This window comes from Geofilum rhodophaeum (assembly GCF_002210225.1).
In the GTDB taxonomy this organism is placed as follows: Bacteria; Bacteroidota; Bacteroidia; order Bacteroidales; family Marinilabiliaceae; genus Geofilum; species Geofilum rhodophaeum.
Genome location: NZ_MWUJ01000001.1, coordinates 116,695 through 140,946, shown reverse-complemented (window position 1 = coordinate 140,946; position 24,252 = coordinate 116,695). Strand labels below are relative to the sequence as shown.

Annotated in this window: 13 protein-coding genes; 11 read left to right on the top strand and 2 right to left on the bottom strand. The window is 49.5% G+C overall.

Going from position 1 to position 24,252, the window contains the following annotated elements:
* The first annotated feature begins 43 nt into the window (after window positions 1–43).
* The 10 genes from B4W65_RS00490 (at window position 44) to B4W65_RS00445 (ending at window position 19,190) form a co-directional block, all read left to right on the top strand.
* Complete coding sequence (locus tag B4W65_RS00490) at window positions 44–1,408, top strand: rhamnogalacturonidase (protein WP_088653147.1); 1,365 nt, start codon at window positions 44–46, stop codon at window positions 1,406–1,408.
* Between the two features lie 176 nt (window positions 1,409–1,584).
* On the top strand, window positions 1,585–3,438 hold the full coding sequence (locus B4W65_RS00485; protein ID WP_205741184.1) for a rhamnogalacturonan lyase: 1,854 nt from the start codon (window positions 1,585–1,587) through the stop codon (window positions 3,436–3,438).
* Window positions 3,439–3,465: 27 nt separating this feature from the next.
* Complete coding sequence (locus tag B4W65_RS00480; RefSeq protein WP_088653146.1) at window positions 3,466–5,805, top strand: glycoside hydrolase family 2 TIM barrel-domain containing protein; 2,340 nt, start codon at window positions 3,466–3,468, stop codon at window positions 5,803–5,805.
* 37 nt (window positions 5,806–5,842) lie between these two features.
* A complete protein-coding gene (locus B4W65_RS00475) occupies window positions 5,843–6,691 on the top strand; it encodes a rhamnogalacturonan acetylesterase (RefSeq protein ID WP_088653145.1) in 849 nt (282 codons plus the stop codon).
* A 16-nt stretch (window positions 6,692–6,707) separates the two neighbouring features.
* Window positions 6,708–7,025 carry an L-rhamnose mutarotase gene (gene rhaM / locus B4W65_RS00470; RefSeq protein WP_205741183.1) on the top strand — a complete coding sequence of 106 codons (318 nt, stop codon included), beginning with the start codon at window positions 6,708–6,710 and terminating at the stop codon, window positions 7,023–7,025.
* Window positions 7,026–7,051: 26 nt separating this feature from the next.
* On the top strand, window positions 7,052–8,281 hold the full coding sequence (locus B4W65_RS00465; RefSeq protein WP_088653144.1) for a TIM-barrel domain-containing protein: 1,230 nt from the start codon (window positions 7,052–7,054) through the stop codon (window positions 8,279–8,281).
* A 24-nt stretch (window positions 8,282–8,305) separates the two neighbouring features.
* Complete coding sequence (locus tag B4W65_RS00460) at window positions 8,306–12,373, top strand: glycosyl hydrolase (protein ID WP_088653143.1); 4,068 nt, start codon at window positions 8,306–8,308, stop codon at window positions 12,371–12,373.
* Window positions 12,374–12,427: 54 nt separating this feature from the next.
* Window positions 12,428–13,681 (top strand): glycoside hydrolase family 88/105 protein, encoded by a 1,254-nt coding sequence (locus B4W65_RS00455; protein ID WP_088653142.1) that lies wholly within the window; start codon window positions 12,428–12,430, stop codon window positions 13,679–13,681.
* Between the two features lie 319 nt (window positions 13,682–14,000).
* Window positions 14,001–17,198: a SusC/RagA family TonB-linked outer membrane protein gene (locus B4W65_RS00450; RefSeq protein WP_088653141.1), complete on the top strand. Its 3,198-nt coding sequence runs from the start codon at window positions 14,001–14,003 to the stop codon at window positions 17,196–17,198.
* Between the two features lie 36 nt (window positions 17,199–17,234).
* On the top strand, window positions 17,235–19,190 hold the full coding sequence (locus B4W65_RS00445; RefSeq protein ID WP_088653140.1) for a RagB/SusD family nutrient uptake outer membrane protein: 1,956 nt from the start codon (window positions 17,235–17,237) through the stop codon (window positions 19,188–19,190).
* A 55-nt stretch (window positions 19,191–19,245) separates the two neighbouring features.
* On the opposite strand, the gene B4W65_RS00440 is transcribed toward B4W65_RS00445, so the two are convergent.
* A complete protein-coding gene (locus tag B4W65_RS00440; protein WP_088653139.1) occupies window positions 19,246–20,112 on the bottom strand; it encodes an AraC family transcriptional regulator in 867 nt (288 codons plus the stop codon).
* Window positions 20,113–20,344: 232 nt separating this feature from the next.
* Between B4W65_RS00440 and B4W65_RS00435 the strand changes: the two genes are divergently transcribed.
* On the top strand, window positions 20,345–22,780 hold the full coding sequence (locus B4W65_RS00435; RefSeq protein ID WP_088653138.1) for a glycoside hydrolase family 2 TIM barrel-domain containing protein: 2,436 nt from the start codon (window positions 20,345–20,347) through the stop codon (window positions 22,778–22,780).
* Window positions 22,781–22,873: 93 nt separating this feature from the next.
* On the opposite strand, the gene B4W65_RS00430 is transcribed toward B4W65_RS00435, so the two are convergent.
* Window positions 22,874–24,241, bottom strand: coding sequence for an alpha-amylase family glycosyl hydrolase (locus tag B4W65_RS00430; protein ID WP_088653137.1), 1,368 nt, complete (start codon window positions 24,239–24,241; stop codon window positions 22,874–22,876).
* Window positions 24,242–24,252 lie beyond the last annotated feature (11 nt).

Below are 24,252 nucleotides of genomic sequence, written 5' to 3'. Positions count from 1 at the left end.
TTTGCAGAGACAGCGTAATTGTTTACTTACCTAAAACTATGGTATGATGAGTAAGAAGATTTTGGTTGTGATGCTGATGCTGCTGCCTGCATTGGCCTTTGGAAGCAAGAAAAAGGATAAAAAGCAGGAGGTTTGGCCCGATGGGACGCCCATGTCGTCCTGGTTTCAGGAGATTGTTCCGACAGATATCCATACCCTGGGGACGCACTATCGGCTGACCGAACATGGGGTGATCAACGACAGCACGCTGGTTCAAACAGAAGCCATACAAGCGGTAATTGATAAGGCTCATGCCAACGGTGGCGGGGTGATTATAGTTCCAAAGGGAGTTTTTTTGAGTGGCTCGCTCTTTTTTAAACAAGGCACCCATTTGCATGTAGAAGAAGGTGGAAAACTAAAGGGCAGCGACGACATCAGTAATTTTGAACTGTTGATGACCCGCATTGAAGGGCAAAGCAGGAAATATTTCGCTGCATTGGTTAATGCCGATGGTCTTGATGGTTTCACCATTTCGGGCGAGGGCGCCATCGACGGGAATGGCTTGCGTTACTGGAAATCTTTTTGGCTGCGCAGGGCTTTTAATCCGGATTGCACCAATGTGGATGAAATGCGGCCCCGCTTGGTTTACATCTCCAACAGTAAAAATGTACAGCTTTCAGGTGTGCATTTGATGAATTCGCCTTTTTGGACTTCGCATTACTACAAGTGTGAAAATGTGAAATTGCTGGGACTCACCATCACTTCACCGGCCGAGCCGGTGAAAGCCCCCAGTTCCGATGCTGTGGATATTGATGCCTGCTCCAATTTTCTGATAAAGGACTGCTATATGTCGGTTAACGACGATGCGGTTGCACTCAAAGGAGGCAAAGGTGTGGACGCCGATAAAAATCCCGATAATGGAGGTAATTATAATATTCTGATTGAGGATTGCACCTATGGTTTTTGTCACGGCGCGCTAACCTTTGGTAGTGAATCCATTCACAATAAGAACATTATTTTGCGTCGCATAAAAATCAATCACGCCCAGCGCTTGTTCTGGTTAAAGATGCGCCCCGACACGCCTCAAAATTATGAGCATGTACTCATTGAAGACATTGAGGGCAGCCATGTAGGCAACTTCTTGTATATTCGTCCCTGGACCCAGTTTTTCGATTTGGGCGAAGGACGCGACGTGATTATGTCCTATGCCAGCAACATTACCATGCGTAACATTAACCTGGAATGCAATACGGTGTTCCGCGTGGAGACTGCCGATCCGCGTGGGGCTATTGATGCTTTTGATTTCCGTCTTTCCAATTTCACCTTTGAGAATCTGAACCTGGAGGCTAAAGATCCTCAGATTAATGAGCATTTGGTGGATGGGTTTGTTATGAAGAATGTAGTAGTTAATGGCGATAAGGTAAAGTAATTCCACCTGATTTGTCAAGGTCTCAAAAGGCTGTTTTCTTTGGGGAGACAGCCTTTTGTCTTTAGCGCAAAAGAATGCTGTTAATTGTATCAAATAGTTAAAAAGTTTTGCCAGTTTGTGCATTGATGCTTAAGTCAGACTTGCGTAATTTTGAATTTATTGTAAAAATGTGTGCTATGGGTAAAAGATGGAGGAGCTTGGGGTTGATGCTTTGTCTGTTGGGGCTGGTAACAACAGTCTCGGCACAAAAGCAGGTCGAGAAAATTGACCGTGGAGCCGTGGCTGTAGTAAAGGACAGCGGCTGTTACTTATCGTGGCGGCTTTTGGGCGACGAGCCCTACGATTTGGGTTTTAACATCTATAGAGACGGAAAGAAAATTAATGCCGCACCTTTAGTGGACGCAACCAGCTACTGGGATGCCGGAGCAAAGGCCGACAGCAAATACCGTTTGAGACCGGTGGTGCAGGGTAAGGAGAAAAAGAAGCAGGAAGCAGGTTTTTTAATGCTGACCCAAACCGAAGGGGAGTCTGCGGGCTATTTTGATATTCCGCTGCAACGCCCTGTAGTGGGTTCCAATGGCGGCGAATATACGCCCGGCGATGCGAGTACAGGAGATTTGAATGGAGACGGCCGCTACGATTTGGTGGTGAAATGGAGCCCTCGTAATGCCAAGGATAATTCGCACCGGGGCATTTCCGATCAAACCATTTTAGATGCTTATACACTCGAAGGAGCGCATTTGTGGCGCATAGAGCTGGGACCCAACATCCGGTCGGGTGCCCATTATACGCAGTTTTTGGTGTTTGACTTTGATGGCAATGGCCGGGCTGAGGTAATGGTGAAGACCGCACCGGGAACTCGCGACGGTACAGGGGCCTATATTTCAAAAGGAGCGGCAGCCGATGCCGACCACAGCATCAACTACACCAACGAGACGGGTTACGTTATTGAAGGCCCGGAGTATGTTTCGGTTTTCGACGGGTCCACCGGTAAAGAGCTGGCTACTGAGGCTTATTGGCCCGAGCGTGGCCGGGTGCGCGATTGGGGAGATGGCTACGGCAATCGGATCGACCGCTACAATGCCGCTGTGGCCTATGTGGACGGGAAGCGACCTTCGGCGGTTTTTCAGCGGGGGTATTATACCCGTTTGACTATGGCTGCATGGGATTGGCGCGAGGGGCAATTGACGCGCAGGTGGACTTTCGATTCGGATACCCCCGGCAACGAAGCTTATGCGGGTCAGGGCAACCACTCCATACATGTAATTGATGCCAATGGCGACGGGAAGCACGATATTGTTACCGGATCGGCCGTTATTGCCTCGGACGGCACAGGTATGCACACCACTGGTATGGGGCATGGAGATGCTACGCATGTGACCTATATGCTTAAAGATTTTGACTACCCGCAGATTTTTATGCCGCATGAGAGTGGCGGACATGGTTTTTCTTTGCGACACGCCCATAGCGGAGAACTCCTGTTCAACCACCGTAACCCCAACGATGTAGGTCGTGGGGTAGGCGCTGAAATTGATCCCGAGGTACCCGGTTTTCACTTTTGGGGTACGCATGGGATGGGACTCTTTAACATGGCCGGTGAGCGGGTGGGCCGTGGACCGCGTTCGATGAACTTTGTTGTATGGTGGGACGGCGACCTGAGTCGTGAGCTGCTTTCGGGACGAAGAATAGAAAAGTGGAGCATTACCAACAACAGCAGTACCGTTTTGTTGGATGCCCAAGGGGCCAACTCCATCAATGGAACCAAGGCCACTCCGGTGTTGCAGGCCGATTTGCTGGGCGACTGGCGCGAGGAAGTTGTTTTGCGTCGCGACGACAATGCGGCGCTTCGGGTGTACACCACCACCATGCCTACCAGGCATCGTTTGTATACCCTGATGCACGATCCCGTTTATCGGGCAGCCATCAGTTGGCAAAATTCGTCGTACAATCAGCCGCCGCATCCAGGTTATTATATGGCTGGAGATATGGATTTTCCCCCTCCGGCACCGGTGGTTTATATGCCCGAATAAGGATCAGTAACAAACTATAAACATACAATGATGAAATTATTTCAAAAATTTTGGCTTGGGGTATCGGTGCTCGTTTTAGCACTGCTTACGGCTTGTTCAGCACCCGCACCGGATTATCCGGACGGACGGGTTGAGTCGTCGTTTAACGACAATTGGAAATTTTTCCAGGGTGAGGCCGAAGGGGCCGAAGCGGCCCGTTTTAGTGATGGCGACTGGCAGGTGGTTACCCTTCCCCACGATTGGAGTATAGCGGGTGAATTTAATCGCGATAACCCCAGCGGCAGAGGTGGGGGCTATCTGCCTGCCGGCATTGGCTGGTACCGCAAAAGCTTTGCCGTTCCGCGTTCGGCGGAAGGCCGCAAAGTGTGGATTCATTTTGACGGCTTGATGGCCAACAGCGCTGTGTACATCAATGGGGAACATTTGGGGCATCGACCCAACGGGTATGTGGGCATTCGTTACGAGCTTACTCCGCACCTGCTTTACGGAAAAGAAAACGTTTTGGCTGTTCGGCTCGACAATAGCTTACAGCCTGCCTCGCGCTGGTACACCGGAGCAGGTATTTATCGCAACGTGAAGTTGGTGGTTACCGAGCCGGTGCATGTTGAGGAGAATGGGGTGTTTGTGACCACTCCCGAGGTGGGTCCGGATGCCGCTAGGGTGAGTGTGCAGACCACCCTCGTTAATGGAGGTGAGGCTGCAGAGGTGGAACTAAAAAGCAGTTTATTGGGGCCGGACGGCAGTCTGGTGGCCGAAGACAAAGTGAGCCAAAGTGTTGCTGGCGGAGCGCGCTTTACTTTTGAGCAGGATCTTCAGGTGTCGGCCCCTGCGCTTTGGTCGCTGAGCACCCCGAGTATGTATGAGAGTCTGACCGAAGTCTGGGTAGAAGGAGTTAAAGTAGATTCCTTGCGCACGCCTTTTGGAATTCGTTCGTTTTATTTTGATGCCGCTAAGGGCTTCTTTTTGAATGAGGAGAACATCCGACTTAAAGGTGTTTGTTTGCACCACGACGGTGGCGCTGTTGGCGCCGCCGTGCCCTTGGGTGTTTGGGAAGAGCGTTTGGAGCGCTTGCACCAGCTGGGCATCAATGCCATTCGTACGGCACACAACCCTTTTGCTCCCGAGTTTTTGGACTTGTGCGACCGCATGGGCTTCTTTGTGATGAATGAGACTTTTGATACCTGGAGGGCCCGGAAGAACAATGCCGATTACGGCTATCAGCTTTATTTTGATGAGTGGTGGGAGGCAGACACCCGGGCGGTGGCTTTGCGTGACCGCAATCATCCCTCCATATTCATCATCAGCGTTGGCAACGAAATTCGTGATAATTTGAACAACGAGCAGGGATTTGAGACTTATAAAAAGCAGCAGGACCTGATTCATGAGCTGGATGGTACGCGTCCGGTTACCATGGCACTTTTCCGTCCCAATCAGGCCGGGGTTTATCAGAATGGTTTTGCCGAAATGATGGATGTAGTGGGTCAGAATTACCGGGAGAATGAGTTGGCAGAGGCTTCTAAAGCCAATCCCGATTGGAAAGTAATTGGCACAGAGAACGGACATACCCGACAGGCCTTCCTGATTTGGCGCGATAATCCTTCCATTGCCGGGCATTTTTTGTGGACCGGCTACGATTATTTGGGAGAGGCCGACTGGCCGGAGGTGTCTCATGATTTTGGCTTGCTTGACCGGGCAGGGTTTGCCAAACCCCGTACTTACGAACGCCAAAGTTGGTGGTCAGAAACCCCCATGGTTCATGTCTTCCGTCGTGAGCACCACCTCGGACAGGGTGGTCTGGTTGATGACTGGACGCCTACCGATTTTGATACCTACGATGAAGCGCATTTGGAGATTTACACCAATTGTGAGGAGGTGGAAGTTTTTCATAACGAGAAGTCGCTGGGCGTTAAGCAGCGTCCAGACGATGCCTCTCCGGTGCGTTATCGTTTGACCTTTCAGCCCGGTTCGCTCAAAGCGGTTGCCCGCAACAAAGGGGAGGTGGTTGCCGTTCATGAAATGCAAACCGCCGGGCAGCCTGTAGCCATTACCGCTGCGGCGCACAAAAGTACCTTAAGCGCTTCGCCCGACGATGTGAGTGTGGTTCGGGTGCAATTGGTTGATGAAAACGGCATCCCTTCTCCCAATCGCGATAAGGTGCTGACTTTTGAAGTGCTGGGTAATGGGGAGTTATTGGGTGTGGACAACGGGGCCCGCGACAGTCATGAGTCCTTTCAGGGTCCCCAACGTCGCACCGCGCGGGGACAGGCCATGGCCATTGTTCGTGCCACAGGCGATAGCGGCAGTTTTGAGTTAAAGGTATCTGGCGAGGGTCTTGAGCCCGTGTCTCTAAAGTTTGAAATAGAATAAGGACAGTTCGTACTGTCGATGACTTAAATTGAAAAAAATGAAATTTGTTAAGAATCTTGTTTTTGCCGGTCTGGCCGCTGTAGCCTTGCTGGCCTGCACCGCTGATCCGGAGCCTAAAGCTGTGATTTACACCATTGGCGATTCTACCGTTAAGAACGGGCAGGGGCGTGGCGACGGTGGCCTATGGGGCTGGGGCGCCCCTTTTGCTTATTTTTTCGACTCCACGCAGGTAGAGGTGGTGAATGTAGCTCGCGGAGGCACCAGCAGTCGCACCTATCGCACACTGGGCCTTTGGCAACCTACGCTCGATAGTTTAAAAGCTGGCGATTTTGTTTTTATTCAGTTTGGGCACAACGATGCCGGTGCCCTTAATGATTCCACCCGTGCCCGGGGTACCATTCGCGGAACCGGCGACGAGTCCGAGCTCATCGACAACATTCTGACCGGGGAGCAGGAAACGGTATATTCCTACGGGGCCTATTTGCGCATGTACGTGCAGGAAATCCGCGATAAGGGGGCAACACCAGTCCTTATTGCTCCCATTCCCCGAAATTCGTGGAACGAGGAAGGTAAAATACCTTATAACGATGCCTCTTACGGGGGGTGGGCGCGTGAAGTGGCCGAGCAGGAGGGCGTAATGTTCATCAATTTGAATCATAAGTTGGCCGATGCCATGAACGCCCTGGGGCCCGATAAGGTCACCGATGTGCTGTTCTTTGCCCGTGACCATACCCACCCCACAGCCGAAGGTGCCGTTTTAGCCGCATCGTTGGTGGTAGAGGGCATTCGTGAGCACCCGGGCAACCCCCTGAATAAATACCTGCTGAATGAGTATCCGGCTGGCGCACTCGCCGATTTTATTGGTGCTGCCGAGACTGTTAAGTAATTGTAAAACAAAGGTTATGATTAAGAGATTTGCTTTTAAAATGTTTCTTAAGCCGGGTTGCCGCGAGGAGTACAAGAAGCGACACGATGCCATTTGGCCCGAGTTGGCTCAAATGATTAAGGATACCGGGGTGTACGATTATTCCATTTTCCTGGATGAAGAAACCAATATCCTTTTTGGCGTTCAGAAACAGAAGGGGGATAGTTCCTCCCAGGATATGGGCGACAATCCGGTGGTAAAAAAGTGGTGGGACCACATGGCCGACATTATGGAGGTGAACGAAGACAACTCTCCGGTTACCATCCCGCTCGAAGAGGTGTTTTATATGGAGTAGGGGTTGCGGTAAAAAACCATGAAAGGATGAGCAGGGGCCTGTTTATATTGCTGGTGATTTTTTTGCTGTTCGGCTGCAAGGAGGAAGAACCCTGGCAGTCGGAGTCTTCCGTGCATTTCTATGGCAGCGCGGGCAGTTTGCGGATTGATTGGCTGAGCAGCAGTTTGTTTCGCTTCGTTTATTTGGATGAAGGAGGCACCCCCACGCAGGTGAGCGATTCTCTTTGGTTTTTGGATGGAGCGGAAGATGGGCCGGAGTTTTCTCTGATCAGAGAAGGGCGCAATTATGTAGTCGAAACCGCTGATTTGCGCCTGGAGGTAGATCGACACGGTTTGCATACTTCGGTGTTCTCGCCTCCATCTGGGTCGAAATCAAAAAGCTTAACCGAGCTGCATTTTGAAGCGGGTCAGGCGAGCGCTGGTTTTTTCCAGTCCGATTTGGGGCGTTTCCCCGATTTGAAGTCACTGACCGAGGCCTTAAGCAATTGGGAACAGTCAACTGTATCGCAAGGTGCACTGCCCTATTTTGAGGAAGCTCCCAGTCTGGAGGAAGAGCTGGCACCCTGGCTGAAGGGTTTGGCCCGGTCGGAGCAAAATGGCGCTGTGGCTGCGGTTCAACCCTTGTATTTGCATTATTTACAAGATGAAGAAGCGCTTCATTGGAGAAGACAATATGTCCTGGGTGGACAGTTGTTGGTTGCCCCCGGTTCTGCTGCCGCAGGAGTGGATGCGGAGGTGTATTTACCACCAGGTAACTGGTACGATTATTATACCGGGGAAAGACTGGAGGGGGGACGTACACTAAAAATCCCCTCGGCCAGGCTTCCCTTGTACGTTAAGGCCGGAGGGGTTTTGCCCTTGTCCGGAAGGTCCTTGTTTGACCATGCGCAGGAACAAAAGTCACTTTATTTATGCGTGTTTCCGGGTCTTACAGGACGCCTTCTTTGGTATGGAGAGTCTGCACAGCCCGCCGAGGTGTTGACTTCCAATACCATGGAATATTTTCAGTTGGTGATTCCGGGATGGGCGGAACAAAAGAGCGGACGACCATTGGTGGTGCAGCTGATGCGTGGCGACCTTCCCCGCGAAGTATTGGCTACGCTGGGTCGGTCGGTAGCACGCTTGGAGCGTTTTGAACGCTGGTCGGATTTTCAGCGCGGGGCGGCAGGGTGGTTGCTCGATCAAGAGGCAAAATGCCTGTGGATTAAAAACCCCCGGCCGGCACAAACCGATCTTCGGTTTTTGGTGAGTTATTGATGGTTTATTTAAAATAGGAAACTTATGAAATGCTGTAAGTGGAAAAAGATGATTCCGGTTGTTTTGGTCGTTCTGACTGTTTGGGGGGCCTGCTCCTCTCCGGCAGAGGAAGAGCTGACCGTATGGCCTGAGGTGACTAAAGAAATGAAACCCTGGACGCGTTGGTGGTGGATGGGAAGTGCGGTAAACGAACAGGAGTTGAAGTGGCACCTCGAAGCTTTTGCTGAAAAGGGTTTTGGCGGAGTGGAGATTGCCCCCATTTACGGGGCTAAGGGTTATGAGCAGGAGTATGTTTCCTATCTTTCGCCCCGTTGGATGGAATTGCTGCAGTATATGGTGGCAAAGTCCGATTCCCTTGGCTTGGGGGTAGATATGACCAACGGTACCGGCTGGCCTTTTGGGGGACCTCACATCGGTGCAGATTTGGCCGCAGCTCGTCTGGTGATTCAGGATTATAAGCTGACTCCAACTTCGGAGCCTTTGGTTCTGCAAATTGCCGATGAAAAACAGCATGCCCTGGGGGTGGTGAAATTGATTGCAGTTACAGCTTATGGTCCCCATGGCGAAATTCAGGAGCTCAGCGACCGGGTGGATGGCGATGTTCTGAACTGGAAACCCTCCGAAGGCGAATGGCAGGTTTTGGCAGCCTTTAACGGACGTACCCGCCAGCAGGTTAAACGTGCTGCACCGGGTGGTGCAGGTTATACTTTTGATCATTTTTCAAAGGATGCTCTCGGACAGTACCTGGCTCGTTTTGATTCGGTTTTTGCCGGTGATGTGCCGGGGGTGAGGGCCTTTTTTAACGACAGTTATGAGTTGTTTGGTGCCAGCTGGGGAGCTGACTTTGAAAAAGAATTTGAAGTCCGACGCGGTTACAGTCTTACCCCCTACTTAAGAGAACTGGCCGGAGGGGGCGATGAGGATGTTCGTGCACGGGTGAAGGCCGACTACAGAGAAACGATGTCGGAGCTCTTGATCGAGCGCTTTTCTACGCGGTGGACTGCCTGGACCAACGAAAAGGGCGCTGTTTCGCGTAACCAGTCGCACGGGTCCCCTGCCAATTTGTTGGATGTGTATGCCACGGTGGATATTCCAGAGATTGAGACTTTTGGGGGGACTTACTTCCCCATTAAGGGATTCTTTTGGGATGAGGGCTACGTGAAGCAGGCCGATCACAACGAACTGTTTTTAAAGATGGCTGCCTCAGCCGCCAACATCAGCGGAAAAAAGTTGGTGTCGAGCGAAAGTTTCACCTGGTTGGGGGAGCATTTCAGAGTGCCCTTATCCCAGGCCAAGCCCGAAGCAGAGCAGCTCTTCTTGTCGGGCGTTAACCATATTTTTTACCACGGATCGACCTTTTCTCCCAAGACGGCACCCTGGCCGGGGTGGTTGTTTTACGCTTCGGTGCATTTTGCACCCAGCAATAGTTTTTGGCCGCATATAGGGGGATTAAATACCTACATAACTCGTTGTCAGAGTATTTTACAAGGAGGTACAGCGGCCAACAATGTTTTGGTTTATTGGCCCATCTACGATACCTGGCACAATGCTGAGGGACTGGATAAAATGATGTCGGTTCATGGTTCACGGGAGTGGTTAAACTCTGAGCAGGTAAAGCAGTTGCAGGCCAAGGGTTATGCTTTTGATTTTGTTTCGGATGCCTTGCTCAAGACGCTTAAGCCTAATGAAGGGGGCCTGGTGACCTCCGACGGGGTTAATGCTTACGAAGCGGTGGTGGTTCCGGAATGTACCCGCATGCCGTTGGAGACGCTGGAGCTGCTTATAGCCCTTGCAGAGCAGGGTGTTCCGGTTATTTTTCAGTCCTTTCCCACCGATGTGCCGGGTTTGAACGAACTCGATGAGCGCCTGGAGCGTTTGGCTGGCATAAGAAAGGGCTTCAGTACCAAAACGCTTGCCGACGGAGTTGCCCAGTGGCAATCCGGTGAAGCCAAATTGTTGGTTGCCGAACAAATTGAGTCGGCCATAAAATTAGCCGGGGTACAGCGTGAAACCCTGACCGATTTGGGACTAAAATACATTAAAAGACACAGCGATCAAGGCATATACTATTATCTGGTTAACCATACGGCTGAAGATTTGGATGCCGAAGTGGTGCTGAATGAACAGGCCGTAGGGAAGCTCTTGCTGGATCCGCAAAATGGTGCCTATGGTCGTTTGGTTGGTCGACCCGTTGAGGGAGGAACCGCTGTGCGTCTTCAATTGCGCTCCGGTGCGTCGATGTTTGTCCTTTTTACGGACAAGGATATGGCGCAGGTGCCGCTTTGGTCTTATCGAACCGATGGTGCCGAAGCTTTGGTGTTGGAGGATGACTGGAGTGTGGAGTTTGTAGCTGGTGGCCCGGAGCTTCCGGCTGCTCAGCAGCAGGAGGTTTTGCAGCCATGGACCCAGGGAGCCGATGAAGCGGCCGCCTTTTTTTCGGGAACCGCAGTTTATCGAACCGTATTTGACCTGGAGACGGCTGCAGCAGGCAGCTGGCGACTTGATTTGGGTGAGGTGCTGCACAGTGCCCGTGTAAGGTTAAACGGACAGGACCTGGGTATTTCATGGAGCCCGCCGCATACTCTTGAAGTAGGTGAGTTTTTAAAAGTGGGTCGCAATGAACTGGAAATTGAGGTGACCAACCTGATGGCCAACCGCATTCGTTACATGGATCAAAATCAGATGGAATGGCAGCTTTTTCATGAGATTAACTTTGTGGATATTTCCTATCGGACCTTTGATGCAGCCGGGTGGCCCGTTATGCCCTCGGGATTAAAGGGGCCGGTGCGGTTGATTCCGCAAGTTGAGGTGCCTTCGGTACCTGCCGCTTTGGATAATGGAGGTGCTTTAACATTTGAGTTTGGCGCAACCAAAAGCAATACAGCGGGCTGTAAGGTGGCTGCTTTGTCGACCTATTCTCCTGAAAAGGTTTTTGGCTTGGATTTGGACAGCCAGGTGGAAAACGTACTGGCGGGGGATGGTGTTCCCGTGGCCCTTGGCGCAGCAGCCCCCTTTTATTTCTCTGTGGCTGTACCGGAAGGCCACTACCGGGTAACGGTAGTGGCCGGTCATCCCGACAAAGATTCAGAACTCACCATTAAGGCGGAGTCGCGTCGTTGGATGGCCGGTCCTGAGCACATTCCTGCAGGGGAAACGCGCACCTTTTCTTTTCTGGTTAACCGACGTTCACCCTATTTTGCAAAGGGCGATTCCATACGGCGCAAGTCGCGCGAATACGGCTATCTTAACTGGGACGAGAAACTCACCCTGGAGTTTAGTGGTCAAAATCCCAGCATTCATTCTGTGCAGATTCAATCCGCGCCGAAAGAAACAACCACTGTGTTTCTGGTGGGCAATTCCACGGTGGTGGATCAGGAGAATGAGCCCTATGCCTCATGGGGACAAATGATTACCAGATTTTTTGGTGATCGGGCTGTTGTAGCCAATTATGCGGAGTCGGGCGAGTCCCTGGCCTCGAGCAAAAGCGCCGGCCGCTTTGCCAAAGTTTTGCATGAGATGAAGCAGGGCGATTATGTGTTGATTGAATTTGGACACAACGATCAAAAACGTAAGGGAGAAGGTATTGGACCCTATACTTCTTTTACCGCGTTGATGACAGAGTTGGTTAATAAGGTGAAGGACAAAGGCGGGGTACCCATTGTTGTTACACCCATTCAGCGCCGCCGTTTTGATGAGGCTGGCAGGCAGCTGGATACACATGGTGATTATCCCGATGCGGTTAGAAAAGTGGCCAGGAGCGAACAGTTGCATCTGGTTGATCTTACCCGCTTAAGCACGACCCTTTTTGAAGCTTTGGGGCCCATTGAATCGAAAAATGCTTTTGTGCATTATCCTGCGGGGAGTTTTCCGGGACAGACAAAAGCCTTGGAAGACAACACTCATTTTAATAATTACGGGGCCTACCTCATTGCCCTGACCGTAGTAAAGGGACTGCAGGGATCTGCGTCTCGTTTGGACCGCTTTTTGATTCGGGATTTGCCATCCTTTGATGTAGAAGCACCCATGCCCTTCAGCAGTTGGAAACTGCCCCATAGTGTGCGTGCCAATGTGAGCAAGCCCGATGGAAATTGATGTTTTGGAAGAATTATTGTGTAGTTGAAATATTAGTTATTTAATTTTTACTTGATGAAGAAAACACTATTGTTGTTTGGAATGGCAGGAGTGCTGATGGGCCAGGCCTATGCACAGCCAAAAACCCAGGCCGATGTTGCCAAGGCCTCTGATGAGGAGGTTGTTCGTCTGATAGCAGATCATATACTGGAGCAGCCCGTGACTCAGTTTGTAGGAGTCAGTGATGGTAAGGTATACGATTCGACCAAGGACATTCCCAAAGGCGAGGATGTTCGCTTTAAGAGCCCTTTGATGGAGTGGCATTATTCTTCGGGGGTAACCAATATGGCCATCATTAAGTTGGGGCAGTATCTCAATGAGCAAAAGTATGTTGATTACGCGCTCAATCATGTGGCCTTTGGGTTCGATAATTACGCGTATTTTAAAAAGACCTTTCGGGGCGATCGAAAGCATTGGCACTGGCCCTTTGGTCAGCTGTGGAACTTTAAGGAGTTGGACGATTGCGGTGCGATGGGGGCCAGCGTGATTGATGTAAATGCAATTAATCCTGAGAAAGAATATCAGGAGTACATTAAAAATGCAGCCAATCATGTATTGAATGGACAGGATCGTCTGGAAGATGGGACCTTGTGTCGTACTTTCCCGCGTGAAATGACTGTTTGGGCCGATGACTTGTACATGTCTGTGTCCTTCCTTTCGCGCATGGGTGCTTATTCGGGGGAAAGCAAGTACTGGGACGATGCCATTCATCAGATTACCAAGATGGATGAGTATTTGTGGGACCCGGTAAAGCAGTTGTACTATCATTGTTGGTATTCAGATCTGGAGCGCAATGGTGTTGCCTATTGGGGGCGTGCCAATGGTTGGATTACTTTTGCCATCAGCGATTTGTTGGATGTGCTCCCAGAGGACTATCCGGGACGTGACAAGTTGATTGCCATTCTGGAGAAACAGATTGTGGGTTTTTCTCGTTACCAGGATGCCGATGGTATGTGGAAGCAGTTGTTGGATAAGCCCGACTCGTACCAGGAGACTTCTGTTACAGCTCTTTTTGTTTACGGTATTGCCAAAGCGGTGAATCAGGGTTGGATTGATCCGGCTTACGGCCGTATCGCCCTTCGGGGTTGGAATGCTCTTAAAAAGGACCACATCACCCCCGAGGGAAAGTTTATCAATGTTTGCGTAGGAACCGGTATTTCTGATGATTTGGTTTTCTACTATACCCGTCCCGTTGGTGATAACGAGAAGCACGGTTTGGGATTGGTGCTTAATGCCGGCCTGGAAATGATGAAAATGAATGAAAAATAAGAAAGTGTTAATATTAACCTATGATTTACTTTAATTATAAGTTGTAGGCCTTAGATTTCTTTTATTTATTAGTTGATAAAACAAAAGAGGCCGATTGTTTCCGGGATTGGAGGCGGTCGGTCTTTTTTTGTTGCCGTACTTATTGATGCTTCTATTTGCAAGTTGTTATAGTTGTGATTATTGCCATGTTTTTAAGTGTTGTGCCAAAAAGTTAAAAAAAAGTATCATTTTGTGTATTGATAAAGGATGTTAACACAAGTAAATTTGTTTTTCATTACAAAATGTGATGACTTTTTAATAATCCCAAATTTAACTGATTATGAACAAAAGACTTCGAGAAGTACCTCAATCAAGTAAGGGGACCTCTTATGGTAGCCGTTTTTACCGGCTGGTCCTTTTAGGAATGGTGTTCTTGTGGGGAGCCATTGGTTCCCTTTCTGCCCAGGGACGTGCAATTTCTGGTACCGTTAGCGATTCGCAAGGGCTGCCAATGCCCGGTGTGAACATAACGGTGAAGGAAAGCCCGGGGGTTGGCGTTATCACCGACATCGATGGGAAGTATCAGATTACAGCACCCAGCGACAATTCCGTTCTGGTTTATTCTTTCATTGGTTTTCAGGTCGAAGAAATTCCTGTTTCAGGAAGGTCTGTTATTGACGTTGTAATGATGGAAGATATGTTGGGACTGGAAGAAGTTGTGGTTGTTGGTTATGGTGTTCAAAAGAAGAGTGACGTAACCGGATCGATGGTTCGGGTTGGAGAAGAAGAGTTGAATGTTCGACCCGTTTCTAATGCTTTGGAGGCGCTTCAAGGGCGAGCTGCCGGGGTGGACATTACATCCAATGAGCGTCCGGGTGAACTGGGTAACATTACCATTCGGGGAATGCGTTCCATGGTTCAAAATTCCAGCGGTAATTACATTGGTAATACACCTTTGTATGTTGTAGACGGTATTCCGCTGATGTCTTCCAGCGCAATTGAAACCCTAAACCCGCGTGATATTGAGTCTATTGACATTCTTAAGGATGCCTCAGCTACTGCCATTTATGGTTCTCGTGGAGCCAATGGCGTTGTTTTGGTTACCACCAAAAAGGGAAAAGAGGGTCAGATGAGTGTAAATTACTCTGGTACGCTGACTACTGAAACCATTCAGGATAAGGCGCCTATGATGAGTGCCAGTGACTATATTACCTGGAGACGTTGGGCTTACCACAATATGGACCCAGAGGCTTATCCCAGAGGGGATCAGCCCACTATTGACACCGATGAGGATATTTTTCAAGCTGGCGGCGATGCTTATGCCTGGGAGAACATCATGCAAGGATGGTCTGGTGGCAGCTGGGACGGTTCAAAGGTGAAGTCTACCGACTGGACCGACTTTGTGACCCAAACAGCCATTACCCAGGAGCATTCATTGGGTGTTAGTGGAGGAACAGAGAAGGTTCAGGCCTATGGTTCTTTTGGTTATCTGGATCAGGAAGGAACACAAATCGGACAGGCCTACGAGCGCTATACTACAAAAGTTAGTGTGGATATGCAACCCAAGGATTGGTTCAGTATGGGTGCTTCCATCAATGCTTCCTGGAGCGAGCAGGATTATGGAATGTCTACTCTTGGTGCCTCTTCTTCTACCTGGCCCAATAGTATTTATGATGCAGCTAAGCGAATTTTCTCCCATGCTGTACCTTATGATGAAAATGGTGAGCGCATCCTGACTCCGGGTGGAGACGGCAATGTTTATACGATAATCGATGAGTGGAATCAGTCTACCCAACAGCGTCAAACATTCCGTGCTCTGGCTAGTATTTATGGTCAATTGGATCTGGGTGAGATGTTGGCTCCATTGGAAGGGTTAAAGTACCGAGTGAATTTTGGACCCGACTACCGGAACTGGCGGGAAGGAGTTTATATTGATGGGAACTCGGTTAACCGTCTGGGTGGAACCTCTTTTGCCCGCTTGAGAAACCAGCGTGATTTTTCATGGACTTTGGATAATATGTTGCTGTACGACAAAACAGTGCAGGATCATAACTTTGGGTTAACCCTGCTTCAAACGGCTTCTGCCTGGAATGTGGAGAGCAGTTCGATGGACGGTCAAAATGTGCCCAAAGCAAGTTACCTCTGGAATGCTTTTGGTTCGCTGGATGTGACTTCCTCAGAGGCAAAGGTGGGAATTGGTTCCGGACTCACAGAGCGCCAGTTGACCTCCTATATGGGGCGTTTAAACTACTCCTTTAAGGACCGTTATTTGGTGACCGTGTCTGGTCGTTGGGACGGGGCGTCTCAGTTGGCCGATGGCCACAAATGGGCTTTCTTTCCCTCAGCAGCTCTTGGCTGGCGCATGGAGCAGGAAGAATTCATGCAAGGCCTGTCTTGGGTGAGCCAGTTAAAGGCCCGCTTGGGTTTTGGTTCTACCGGAAATGCTGCTGTTGACCCCTACCAAACCCTGGCTCGAATTCAGTCCTTCTTTGTTCCTTTTGGTGGTGGAGCAAACGAGCAAGCCTACTCCATTAACGAGCCCAATTATACTTCTACACTTATTCCTATGGCCAATCAAGAGTTGACATGGGAAACCACTACACAGTACAACTTTGGTCTCGACTTTTCATTGTTTTATGGTCGCGTTGGCGGTTCTTTGGATGTTTATACTTCGCAGACCAAAGACTTGTTGATGAATATGTCTGTCCCCACCGTTTCGGGGTATCGATCGACTTATGCCAATGTAGGCGAAACATCCAACCGAGGGGTGGATATTTCTGTCAACACATTGAATATTGATACAGGTGATTTCCAATGGAAAAGTAATATTAATGCAGCCTGGCAAAAGGATCAAATCGAAATGTTGGCCTATGGTAAAAACGATATGGTAGACAACACCTGGTTCATTGGAGAGTCTATTAGCGTTATCTATGGGGTTGAGGGAGATGGCTTGTGGTCTCAGGAGGATGCTGCCGAAATGGATAGATTCAATGCCAATGGGCACAACTTTGAAGTTGGTATGGCCAAGCCGGTCGACCAGGATGGAAACGATAAAATTGATTCGGAGGACCGTGTGATTATTGGCAATAGAAATCCGCGCTGGACTCTTGGATTTAACAACACCTTTTCTTACAAAGGATTTGAGTTGGATGTCATTACCTATGGTCGTTTTGGCTACCAGGTAGCCACCGGAGGTGAAGGTCAGTTGGGTCGCTACAATCAGCGAGAGATCGACTATTGGACACCGGATAATACCGATGCGGAATTTCAAAAGCCTATTTACAATGAGGCTGGTGGAGATGCCTTCTCTTCTATTCTTGGCTATCGTTCCGGGTCCTTTTTCAAAATACGAACCATTTCGCTCGGATACAATCTGCCGTCCTCTGCATTGGATCAACTTGGCTTGCAAAGTGTGAAGTTGTATGTGCAGGCTAAAAATCCAGGCACCATTTACTCAGCCATTGATTGGAGAGATATGGATCTGGGTGGCTCAACCTATAACAGAGGTTTTGTTTTCGGCTTAAATATTGGCTTCTAAAAAGGTTCAGAGATTCACAGTTAAACTATTTTTGTTATGAAGATATATAGGAATTTATTTTTGGGCGCACTTGCTGCTGTTTTTACAGTCGGAGTGAGTTCCTGTAGCGATGATTTTCTGAAAGAAGATCTTACTACAGCCTTTAGCACCCAGCATTTTGAAGGTGAAGAGGGCTTGAATGACCTGGCGATAAGTTTATACGGTAACATTCGGTATCATTTTGCTTACGAGTGGGCTTATGGTTTTACCAATTATGGAACGGATGAGTTCTCCAGTGGAACCGACCTTACCAGTGAAATGTGGAATACTTACGATTCCCGTTTGGCGCCTTATGTAACCGGTGCTGCCAATAAGAACTACCCTTCTCCCGATCACTTGTGGGACCAGATGTATTTTGGCATCAACTCAGCCAACATCATCATTGCCAATGAAAGTGTTTTTGAGGATGAAACCTTAAAGGAGCAGTGTCTTGGAGAGGCCTACTTTTTGAGAGGCTATAATTATCTGCGTTTGGTGCAGCAGTATGGACCGGTGGTGCTGAGACTTACTCCTTCCAATAGTGTTGAGCGCAACTTTGCACGCAGCTCTGTAGAGGATTGTGTTGCCAGTCTCGTGAGCGATCTGGAGAAGGCTTATGACCTGCTTCCCGTGGAGGAATTCAGAGGCAAGGGTACATTTACCAAACCTTTGGCCGCTCACATGCTGGCTAAAGCCTTGTTGTTCCGTAATTCAGAGCGTAACTCAGATTGGAATGCCTCTTATAAGGATGCCGATTTGGATGAGATCATTACGCTGGCCGATTTTGTGATTGCAGAGCGTCCCCTGGCCCCTGATTATCGAGATCTTTGGAACTGGACTGGAGTAGATTGTGAGGCAGAAATGCTGCCTGAGATTTTAATGGCTGCCCAGTTTAATGACGATGCATCTACTGCGGGACGTTTTAGAAATCGTACCTATTGTTATTTCCCGGCGCAATATTCCAATTTGCCTATGATGACACGAACAGTGGCCGGAGGTTTGGACTTTCAGCGTTTGAGGACAACAGAGTATGGATTGAATGTCTTTGATAAGGAAAACGACTCTCGTTTTTGGAAGTCCTTCAAAACAAAGTACCGCGTGAACAATGCTGCTCCAGATAATGAGCATGGTATTGTGAATGGTGATTTGGGTATTATTTATATTGTCAATGAAGAAGATGATGCCCGTTTTGATGTAAGTCAAATGGGAACAGGATCTTACACTTTTGTTGATGAGGAGACAGGTAGAGTAGTTCCTAATGCTTATGTGGCCTACTCCGGAGGTGAATGGGTTGCTCAAACATGGGGCAACAACCGCTACGTTCCCTTGTCCAAGTACGAGGATGGTTCCAGAACTGCAGTAAAGGCAGATGGTCAACGCGACGGAGTTTTGGCCAGGACTGGAGAGACTTACCTGATTAAGGCGGAGGCCTTGGTTAGAAAAGGCAGCTATCAGGAGGCGATTGATGTGATTAATGAGTTGCGTGGCAGGGCTGCGTACACCTCTGGTGAGGATCGCGCCTGGCATACCGATGGGAGTCAGGCTGCAAATGGAGGTTTGGATGAGCCTTTCGATGCGTATACCAACCGTAATTCCTATTACGAGTCTTTGAATATTCCGGAGACAACAGCTGCATCCAGTCTCGAAATTTCATCGTACACCGAGTTGCCTGCCGAAGACGAAGCCATTTTATCGGCTGTTGGTGCCAGTGGGGATTATGAGAGAATGTTGCACTTTGTACTTAATGAGCGTTCACGTGAGTTGTATGGTGAATTTCTTCGTTGGGAAGATTTGGCCAGGACCGAAACCCTGGTTGTGAGAGCCCAAGCGTTTAATCCTGAGGCCGATGGTGTGAAGGCGCATCACGTTTTACGTCCCATTCCTCAGTCATTTATCGATGGCGTTTTAAATGAAGACGGCTCCAATTTGAGCGATGAGCAGGCGCAAGCCTTGCAAAATCAAGGATATTATTAATGTTACACTCATTAATGATCTAATTAAAAAAGGCCTCCTTTTCAGGAGGCCTTTTTTAATTTTTGCGGACTTCAGAGGGGGAATAGCCCATTTTGTTTTTGAATAGGCGGCTGAAGTAATGAATCGATTCGAAGCCGGTTTCCACCGCAACCTGCTTGATTGGAAGATCGGTGGAGGCAAGCAGCTCCCTGGCCTTCATAATGCGCAGGTGGAGGTGGTATTGGCCGGGTGACACGCCGGTATGTTTCTTAAACATCTTTCGAAAATAGCTGTAACCCAGGTTTAGAGAGGAGGCCAGTTCGGTGAAGTCTATGTCCTGGTTGAGCTGGGTACGCATTTTAAATTTGGCGTCTTCCATGGCGACTTCGAGGGGGGTGCCCTTAAACTGACGGTTTTTTACATGGGCCACGAGGGAGCCCAGCAAACGAATGGCAATACCTGAGGCAATCAGTTGATAACCGGGCTTTTCTTTTTGGGCCAGCTCAAAAATGCGGTGGTAGCAGTCGAGTACCGATTCTTTTAGTCCACATTCAATGATGGGACTGCGGGCATTTAAAATGGGATTGGTAAACAAGCGGTCAATAATGTCTCCTTCAACCCCGATATAGAGCTCGGTCCACCCGGTTTTTTTGTCGGGTCGGTACCGGTGCCACATACCTGGCTTGATCAGCATTACCGTGCCGGCTTTGATTTTTATTTTTCCGTTCTCTGTTTCAATTTCACCATCGCCTTCGGTAATGTAATTGATTTGGTATTCGGACAATACCCGGCCTGTTTTCCACTTGAATTCGTAGGCGCTGGGATGGTCGGGTACCGGATAGGGCGACCCTGGCTGAACAGTACCTTTGCCTACGACATTGAGGGTGATGCCCCATTGTTTGTCTTCTGTGCTGGATGTTAAGTATTTAAAAAAATCGGTCATGGTGGTATTTGGGATTTTTGAAATGCACAGCAGAGGTCGGGGTCGGGATGGGCAGCCGGAGGTTTTGCCGGTCTGCTAACAAAGATAGTTTTTTTTGCCTTTGTGTCTTTGTATGGGTGTCAAATAGTTCAAAATGTGTGCCAAATAGTGTATTGCGATTACTTGCAGTATTGGGTATTTTTGAAGACTTAGTCGGCTTAATTGTTCAGATGTTAACTAAATAGAATTGTTTATGAGGATACTTATTTCAAGTTTCATTTTCCTTATGGTAGTTGCAGGCCTAAGGGCCGAGCGGACCAGGATTTCGTTTAATTTTGACTGGCGGTTTTCGCTGGACGGAACAACCGAAGCTGCAGCAGAGGGCTTTGACGACAGTCGTTGGCAAAGTGTGGATCTTCCGCACGATGCCAGTATTGCAGGTCCTTTTGTAAAGGACAGTTTGGGTTCGGATCAGAAGAATGGTTTTTTGCCGCGGCAGAAGGGCTGGTACCGTAAAGTTTTTACCCCTGAGGCGGAGCTGCAGGGAAAACGGGTGTTTTTCGAGTTTGAAGGGGTTTACCGCGATGCCAGAGTGTTTTTGAATGGCCAGGAGGTGGCGCATCAGTTGAATGGCTACGAAGGCTTTATGGTAGACGTTACCGATGTTATAAAAGCCGGAGCACCTAATGTAATGGCGGTGAGTTACGACAATACGGATATGGAAAGTTCTCGGTGGTACAACGGAGAGGGCATTTACAGAGATGTATGGATGTTGGTCACAGAGGAGGTTTATGTTGATTATCACGGGACTTATGTGCACACTCCGCTCGTGACCGATGAGCTGGCCCGGGTGGCTGTACAGACGGAGGTGGTGAACAGTCGCCCCGACAGTGTTTGGGTAACCTTACATTCGGATGTGAAGGATCCGGACGGAAAGGTGCTGCAAACATTGACGAGTACCGTTCCGGTGGCCTCCGGGGAAGTATATTATTTTAAACAGCAGGCAAAAGTGGTTTCTCCACGAAGGTGGGATATTGAGCATCCTGAACTTTATGAGGTAGTATCGCGTGTTGAAGTAGAGGGGGAGCTGAGTGATTTGTATCGTACTCCCTTTGGTATTCGTACCGTGGAGTTTACGCCTGAGGAAGGACTGCTGCTTAATGGTCGTAAGGTGCTTGCCAAAGGAGTTAATATTCACCACGATTTGGGGCCATTGGGTGCCGCAGCCTTTGAAAGAGGCTTTGAGCGCCGTTTGGAGGGCTTGAAGCGCTTGGGGGTAAACGCCATACGCCTGAGCCATAATCCGCACGATTCATTTATTTTGGACTGGTGCGACCGCAACGGAATGTTGGTGGTGGATGAACCCTTTGATAAGTGGGCCGACCAGTTTTTTGGTCAGGGCAATAGTTTTGAAGCGCATTGGAAGCAAAGTTTGGAGGCTTTTTTGAAGCGTGATCGCAACCATCCTTCCATCATTATATGGAGTGCCGGTAATGAGGTGTATCAGCAACGCAGTCCCCGATACGATTTTGGGGTACCCATGCTCAAGGACGTATATGCTCACATCAGGTCTTTTGAGCCCAGCAGAGCTATTACTGCGGGCTTGCATCCCTCGCGACGCAGCGGAGCGTATCGCAGCGCTAATTATTACCGGGAGGGGCCACCGGAGATGGTGTTCTATATGGATGTGGTCAGTACCAATTATCGGGAGGAATTTTGGCCGGTGGATAAGGCCAATCATCCTCAGTTGATTTTTATGTTGAGCGAGGCCCAGGTGGGTAACCTGGGCAATGAGTGGTTCAATTTTGACCATCGCAGTTCGGTGGGCCTATTTTATTGGGGGGGCACCGACTATATCGGGGAGTCTTTTGGCTGGCCGGCTAAAGGGTGGACCAATGGCATCATCGACTGGAACGACCATTGGAAGCCTTTTAGTTATTACATCCACAGTTTGTACAGCGACGAGCCGATGGTACATATTGCTGCTTTTGACAACAGTGATGTTCGTCAGCAATACTGGAATGAGGTGCAACTGCGCTATCAGCCCCTTTTCTCTCATTGGAACTGGGCAGGTCGCGACAGTGTAGATTTGTACACCTTCAGCAATGCACAGGAAGTAGAGTTGTTTTTGAATGGTCGTTCGATGGGGGTGTTGCAAGTGCCGGAGGAGTATTATACAAAGGACATCAGGGCCTATACGGCAGAGGAATACGATCCGGAGAATCCGATAAACCTGGGACCTGCCTTGCATCAGAAGCTGACGTGGCGCATCCCTTATGAGCCTGGAGTGATTGAGGCAGTCAGCAAAATTGATGGTAAAGAGGTCGCCCGGCATCGCCTGGAGACCGCAGGGGCTCCTGCCAGGATCGTGTTGGAGGCCGATCGTTCGGAGATCAATGCCGATGGTCAGGATCTTTCGTATGTTACGGTTAAGGTTGTGGACAAAAACGGCGTGTTGGTTCCGAATGCCGAACATGAGATCAGTTTCAGCGTGAGCGGAGCCGGTTCTAATTTGGCGGTCAGCAGTGCCGATATGATTACGGATGCACCTTTTGTAGCCGATAAGCGCAAGGCCTTTCAGGGTAAGGCCATGTTGGTGGTGCGTAGTGAGCGTGAGCCGGGGACCATTAAGGTGCGGGCCACTGCCAGGGGGCTGCGCAGCGCCCAGATTGAAATAGTTTCGCGTTAAGGAAGTTGCAGGAACTATTAAAAACGGAGTAATAAAAAGACCGGTTGCTGGCCTGCAACCGGTCTTTTTATTGGGTTGTGCAGAAAGCGAAATTTATTCTTTTACGCTGATCAGATGATAGGCCCAGGGAGCCAGCTTCAGATCTTCGTTGGAGAGATTTATCTTTTCACCTGTAAGCGCGTCCTCGTATTGACCTTCCAGACCGAATCCGAGGGGCAAAATCAGCGGCTGGTCCGACAGGTTAAAGAGGGCGTAAATGCTGTTGTTGTCCCGTGTTCTTTTGAATACCAGGGCTTGCCCCGGCTTTGTGTTGTTCAGGAATTCCATGCGTCCTCCGACGTTGCCGTTCCAGAGTGCCGGATTGTCTTTTTTCAGTTGTATGAGCTCTTGGTAGAAGGGTGTAAGACGCAAATCACTCCAGTCGATACTGTCTTCATCAAAAAAATCCAGTTGTTTGTTGAGTCCGGCTTCCTGGCCACTATAAATAAGGGGCATGCCTTCTACTACAAAGGTCAGTGCAGCCAGGGTGGGGAAAGCAGCGCCCATGCGATCGAAGGCCGTGCCGTTCCAGCTGTTTTCGTCGTGGTTGGTGGTGAACTGCATGGAGAATGCACCCTGTGGCAATCTTTGCTGTTGTTCCTCAATATGGCTTCGCAGTTCGGAAGCTTTGGCTGTGCCCTGGGCAAGTCCATTGAGCAGGTGGTGTAAGGCCCATCCGTAATTGGCATTAAAAGCCTTGTTGAGTAGGGCTGTTTCGTCCTCGTCTTCGGCGAGCATAAAAAGGGGTTTTATTTGCTGCAGGTCCGAAGTGGCCTCTTCCCAGAAGTCAACCGGAACCATTCCGGCCACATCGCAACGGTAGCCGTCTATGTTTGCCTCCCTTACCCAAAACGCCAAAGCATCCTGCATGGCTGCACGCATCTCCGGGTTGTCGTAGTCGAGCTGTACCACATCGCTCCAGTCCATCGGCGCAAACATATTTCCCGTACTGTCTTTTTCGTACCAGTCGGGGTGTTCGCTTACCCAGGCATGGTCCCAGGCGGTATGGTTGGCCACCCAATCAAGCACCACCTTCATCCCCATTTCATGCGCCATATCCACCAGGGCTTTGAAGTCCTCAAAGGTGCCAAATTCCGGGTTCACGGCTTTGTAATCACGGATGGAATAGTAGGAGCCCAGTTTTCCTTTTCGGTTTTCCTGTCCAATGGGGTAAATGGGCATAAACCACAAGACGTCTACGCCCAGCTCCTTCAGGCGCGGCAGATGGTCGGCGAAGGCCTCAAAGTTTCCCTCCGGGGTATATTGGCGTACGTTGACTTCGTAAATTACGGCATCGTTTAGCCATTGGGGTACGGGGGCCTGGCTTGCGACAGGTGCTTCCTTTTGGGCAGGTGGGGTTTGATTACAGGCAGCGAACACTGCCATTAAGATTACCAGGATCTTGAGTTTGTAGTTGATCATTTAGTTGTGTT